We start from the raw sequence: 5,454 nt of genomic DNA on the forward strand, positions 1-5,454 counted from the left end.
ACGCTCTGCGGCGTGGGGGGCGGCAGGGGTGGCGGTCATGGCGATCACATCCGGAGGCTTGTCGGGTGGTGATCCAGTTCCTGGCTGGGTCCTTGTGTCATTTCTACGAGAAACCCGCAAACCGGACATTGGGGGGCACCCCCAAACCCAGCCCCCAATACCCACCCCCCTCCCCGCACCCAGGCCACCCGTAGCGTTTCGTTACGCAGACCCACCGCGGCTGATCCGCCTCACCATCAGGAGAGAACAGACGTTGATGCGCTGGCGGCGGTCGCAGGAGTGAGCTTGTTCAGCGGTGAGTCTCAAGGGTGAGGATGGCTGCCGCCGCCGACTGTGACAAGCAGGATGGCGGCGGTCCTGACCCGGCTCCAGGCATCGAGGTGAGGACCGGGTGAAGAAGGTGGCCTTCCAGAAGGGGGCTGATCTGGGTTTCCAGCGCCGGCACTGCGGATCCGTATCGGACCGATCCGTATGCCGAACCCCCTTGAGATCCAGCACATGAAGGGCCCGCCAGAACCGTACGGACCCTTCATGACGCTACCTACATGGGACGATACTTACGCGGGACAGTTCGACGGGGCGGTTAGAGCGTGCGTGACCAGTCGGTTCAACAGCCCGGAATCAGAAGGCAGGGCGAAGTGGTCCACGCCGACGGTGTTCGTCATCTCGAACTTGTGGCATGCCATCCCGCTCCAACCAGCGATTGCATCGTTCGTGATGTCTTCTTGGTTTCCATCACCGTCCCGAATGAAGAGCGGGAGGGAGAAGTCGAGCACCTGGCCCACGGTCAGGTCGGGAAGCGTAACTCCGACGAGCGTGCTAATACCTGAAGCCTTCTCTGCGAAGACATCTACGTTGGGGTAACCAGGAGCCTGGAAGGGCAGGAATCCGAGGTAATGGTTAGCAACTTCCAGAACTTGATCGGGCATACCAGGGTTATCCAGAAGGTCCCTGAAGTCTGCGGGAGTGTACTCGGTACCCGTGCTAGCGTCGGCGATGACAGTCACCTGGTCCCCGAAGTAGGCGGGAGACGCCGCTGACATGTAGCTAGAAGGGGCAGACAGGTACATCTGGGCACTGCTGGAAGCGTTCTCGCTCGTCACCGGAAAAGCGAAAGTGTCGTTGATGTTGAGCCCGGTGAATAGCGCGGTGTACAGGAGGCCCTGCCCTGGCCAGTTGCCAGCGATCGGGGTAAATCCGTGAATGTATTGCGCCTTCCACTGCGGTGTCATCTTAGTGAGAAGGTACTGAGCGTAGTTCGCTCCGTTGGAGTGAGCAGCGAGATGGACCGGAACGTGGCCGTTGTCAGCGTACGTGTCCTCAATCAACTGCTTGGTTTTTTCGATGAATCCATCCATGTCCGGGGTTAGCCGGGCGTCGTAGCCAGCGACGCGCACGTTCTGATCCAGAACCCACCCCTCAGCCTCCAAGTGATTGAACATAACGTCGTACGCCGGTGCGCTGGCGACCTTCCCGTAAAGAGGCTGCGCAACGGTTACACCTGTCGGGTTCGAGAAGCGTTCAGCCATGGGAAGGGCAGGGTCGGAGTTGTAACTGAGTGTCATCAGCTTGTCTCGGCAAACCTGGCTAAACGTAGTGCTCGGCGCGGGGTTGGGGTAGAAATCTTCGAATGTTCCAGATGCGGGGCAACTCGCATCAACTTGTTGGTTCTTCACCGTGAACTGAAGTTTGGTGAAGTGGAAGGCCGGAAACAGCACGATCGGTGCACGCTGGGGAGTGGCGTGAGCTGCCCCCCCACCCGCCAGCACGGGGATAAGTGCCGTGATGAAGGCAGTAATGAGTAGGTAAAATCGACGAATTGAAGACAACGTGTCTCCTGTAAAGTGAGTTGATTAAGCGAGTCACTCTCTCTGCCAGCCTGGGTGCCGACGCCCTAGAGTCGCGCTTCAAAGCTCCAGTCCGTTAGAGCGATGGGAACTCACTTCTGCTGCAGCGCCTGAGGGGAAGCCCACGCTAACCCTGCGCCACAGAAGCGTTGTTCAGCCTCTGACGCAGCAGCAAGCGTGCAGAAGTGTCTGGGCGGTGAGACGGGACAGGCGTTCGTAGCCGCGACAGGGCGGCAGTGAGACCAAGAAGATCTGGAACCCTTCATGATCACTCGGTGTTCGTGCCCCCTGCGGTGTCAGCCTGCCTGCTCAAGCCGGTCCGCGACCAGTTCCTGGCGCTGCCGACGAAGAGCGGCATCCTCCGGCTGTCGCAACCCGCAAGTCTCAGATGAGGTCGTCTTTGACCGTCTGTGCTCGACCGCATGGCCGGCCTGGAACTGGGGCATTTTGTCGCGGGTGGCTGCATCCCCAAGGCACCCGGCGGCGGTGAGTACATCGGCAGAAGCCCGGTCGACCGCGGTAAACGAGGCTCAAAAGCTCGCGTTGACCGAAGCGCGGGGCGTACCCGTCCCCGCCGAGCCCCGCACGGCGAACGCACCTACGACTACCATCCCGCCCGCAATGACCTGGCCCTGCGGCCGGTGGGTGGTCGAGCGCCCGAACTCCTGGCTGAACAACTTCGGCACAGTCCGTCACTGCGCCGAACGGCGCACCCCGGCGGTCGAGTTCTGCATTGCCCTGGCTAGCACCTTCGTCACCGTCCGCCATCTCATCCGCCGGGCGCCCGGACCCACTGCTGCTGGGGCACACGATCCGCACACATCGCATCGATGACCTCCCTGCGGACGCGCTCACTCAACTGCTAGGCGGCGATTGCTTGCAGGGCTGATACGAGGAAGGCTCACAAGCTTTCCAAACCTCGAAACGCTGGCGCTCCCACCAGCGCCGGAGCTAAGGAGACTGAGTTGGAAGCGCTGCTGATGGGCGGGCGTCATTCCTGGCCTGCGGCAGCATCGATAGTCGTACGAGGTGTGGAGAAAGTTTTCCAGCCAGCGTTCTGCGCTCTTTGAGGCTAGCCGGATGGATGCTCATCCATCAAGTAATGGGGGATTCCCAGTAGCGCCCAGTCGGCTAGGGCGGCGGCCAGCTTTCGATCAGGACCCGTTCGATTCCGGTGAACGCCACAGGCATCGAGAGGTGGGGAAGGCGGCCGCAGATGGGAAATTCTGTTAGTCGGTATGAATCTCGCTGCAAGGCAAGGCGGAGTGGCGTTGGCAGAGTGCAATAGGTGACTGTCATCATAGATCAGGTAATTTGACTGGTCTGGCAGATTACGCGATTGAGATATGTAATGCAAAACAGGCGGATAGCGCAAGAGTAGGTGCCTACTCATCTAGTCTTTGATAATCCTAGGTGGCTCGATCTTAAGGGCTTCATGGCCTGCACGCGCAGTGCACAGCCACGGCACATCACGGCCAGCCAAACGTGCCCCGGCCGTGCTACTTCGTCTTTGGTTGACGTTGATGCGTCAAGGAGCAGACTTGAGTCCGCAGGCGGCCGAAACATGCCTCTTGACGTGGTTTCACCCACCCTGGTTGGCTTCATCCATCGCGCCCGACACGGCCGGGTCGCCCTTGGCAGAGCGGATTCTGCTGTCCGAGTTTAACCGCGCTACTTCTGTAGTTGAGCTGTGCTGGGCAGTACCTCGGCCGGCTTGCACTTATATTACTTGCCGTTCCTGATTCGAAAGGCCTCTTGTGCGCGAAATAATTGTGAAACCAAGTCCAAGCGCCGCACCTTGTCCTCTTCAATCCCCACACACCCAGGAACTCGTCCCCGTACTCGCCGCCGAAATTTCGACCGCGTGGGCCGCTATTCAAGAAAGGCACCTGGAGCTGCCGAGTCTTTCAAACCCGGAAGCGCTTGTTATTCAACGATTCTCAGCCTGTGGCGATGAACTATCTTTCGAGCGCCTCTTGCATGAAGCGGCACATGGCCTGGCGCTTGCCCGAAACATTCGAGATACCTCTCGGGGCGGACGGTATCATAATCTACAATACTGCAGAATGGCCGAAGAGTTAGGTTTACATCTAATCGAACCCGCCCATCCCAGTAGCGGATTTTCCCGCGTCGTTATGACTCAGGAAACTCGACATACCTACGAAGTTGCTATCGGAAGATTCCAGGAGGCCCTGGATAGGCATGCTCAATACGCAATAGAAGTAGACACCCCCAAGATATTCCGCGGGCCTCTCACGAGAAATACAGGCTCGGGAGGAGGAGTGCGAGTAAAAGCTGTCTGCCTCTGCGGGAGAAACCTGCAGGTAGTGCCCTCCGTACTCGCTCAAGCCCCAATCACCTGCGGTTCCTGTGGAGAGCAATTTCAGTAGCCACCGGGAACGTTGCAACTCTACGACGCATCACGAGCCGATTTCATTGCAGTCATCCGACACCGCTCTGAGTCCGGAACTACGCTAAAGTGTGGCTTTCGGTGGCAGTGGGGCGGTCGAAGTCCGGGTTGATATTGAGGCTGAGGAGTGGGGCGCGCTCCAGGGCTGAGCTCGACACTACACGTGGGCGCTGCTCTGCTGATGGTTGCGTTCGATCACCCACCAGTGTCCGTCGGCTCGACTCTTGCGGGCGATACGGGGTGTGATGCGCTACCGATGAAGCCATCGCCGCAGTCCGGCAATGTCCCAGGCCTTGCTTTCCGGGATGAACGTGCCGGCCGTAGCGGGGTGGTGTCTCGTTTGGAGTCCGGTCACCGTGGGCGGAGATTCCAAGGACGAGAGGCAGGGCCTCGCGAGAGGACAGGACATGCACCTTCGAACCGGGTTTTCCCCGGTCTACGGGGCTCGGAGCTGTGCGGTCGCCCCCTTCACCCTATGTGGGCGGAGTCCAGCACGACGCGCGAGAGAGGCCGCGGTGTCCTTGAGGCGGCGCACCACGGCTTCGTGAAGCCGACCCCACAGTCACGTGACCAGATTAGGAACCGGCGGTGAGGCGCTCACCAGGACATAGACGAGGCGGTCCTCCGATCTGAGGGCCGCACCTTGACGGCGCAGCTGGCGTGGGCCACTGGCGGGCCTGAAACGCGCAGTAATGGGCTTGTTCCGCTGCGACGGACACTTTCGCGTTGGTGGTCACGCCGCCAAGGCGGTCTCGTATTCGAGGGACTGCGGTAGCCGAGGCCGCTGTGGAGCGGGGGCAAGTTGTACCAGCCCTCGATCCATTCGAATCTGCCCGGCTCGGCCAGGGACGAGTGTCGCCGAGCTCGCTCTTCTGAGTGGAGGAGAAGGACTCTGCCAGGTCGTTGTCCTAGCACTGGCCGGTCCGTCCGACCGACCGGCGGACGTTGAACTCCGGTACCGTGGCGGCGAGTTCGCTGCTGGTGTATTGATTGGATTCAACTGGTCGTTGCATCACCGGTTTGGTGGAGCAACAGTAGCTGTTCGTTGAACGCCTCGGCCGGTGTCTTTCAACCGAGCGTCTTGCGGGGTCTGGTGTTCAGGGCGTGGGCGACAGCCTCGAGCTCCTCGGCGGACCACCTCGAGAGATCCGTTCCTTTCGGGAAGTACTGGCGCAGGAGCCCGTTGGTGTTCTCGTT

2 protein-coding genes and 3 pseudogenes are annotated in these 5,454 nt (G+C 60.2%); 2 read left to right on the plus strand and 3 right to left on the minus strand.

The window, feature by feature from the left end; all coding sequences use genetic code 11:
* Positions 1–317: 317 nt before the first annotated feature.
* Positions 318–439, minus strand: a pseudogene (locus ACIGXE_RS37435) (IS110 family transposase); the annotation flags it as partial.
* A gap of 118 nt (positions 440–557) precedes the next feature.
* Positions 558–1,829 carry a hypothetical protein gene (locus ACIGXE_RS37440; RefSeq protein ID WP_399754632.1) on the minus strand — a complete coding sequence of 424 codons (1,272 nt, stop codon included), beginning with the start codon at positions 1,827–1,829 and terminating at the stop codon, positions 558–560.
* A 299-nt stretch (positions 1,830–2,128) separates the two neighbouring features.
* On the opposite strand from ACIGXE_RS37440, the pseudogene ACIGXE_RS37445 reads away from it, so the two are divergent.
* Both ACIGXE_RS37445 and ACIGXE_RS37450 read left to right on the plus strand, forming a co-directional pair.
* Positions 2,129–2,681 (plus strand): annotated as a pseudogene (locus tag ACIGXE_RS37445) (hypothetical protein).
* A gap of 1,019 nt (positions 2,682–3,700) precedes the next feature.
* Positions 3,701–4,237 carry a hypothetical protein gene (locus ACIGXE_RS37450; protein ID WP_399754634.1) on the plus strand — a complete coding sequence of 179 codons (537 nt, stop codon included), beginning with the start codon at positions 3,701–3,703 and terminating at the stop codon, positions 4,235–4,237.
* Positions 4,238–5,253: 1,016 nt separating this feature from the next.
* Here the strand turns inward: ACIGXE_RS37450 and ACIGXE_RS37455 are convergent.
* A pseudogene (locus tag ACIGXE_RS37455) lies at positions 5,254–5,454 on the minus strand (transposase); the annotation flags it as partial.

Source organism: Streptomyces sp. NPDC053431, from assembly GCF_044544925.1.
Lineage (GTDB): Bacteria > Actinomycetota > Actinomycetes > Streptomycetales > Streptomycetaceae > Streptomyces.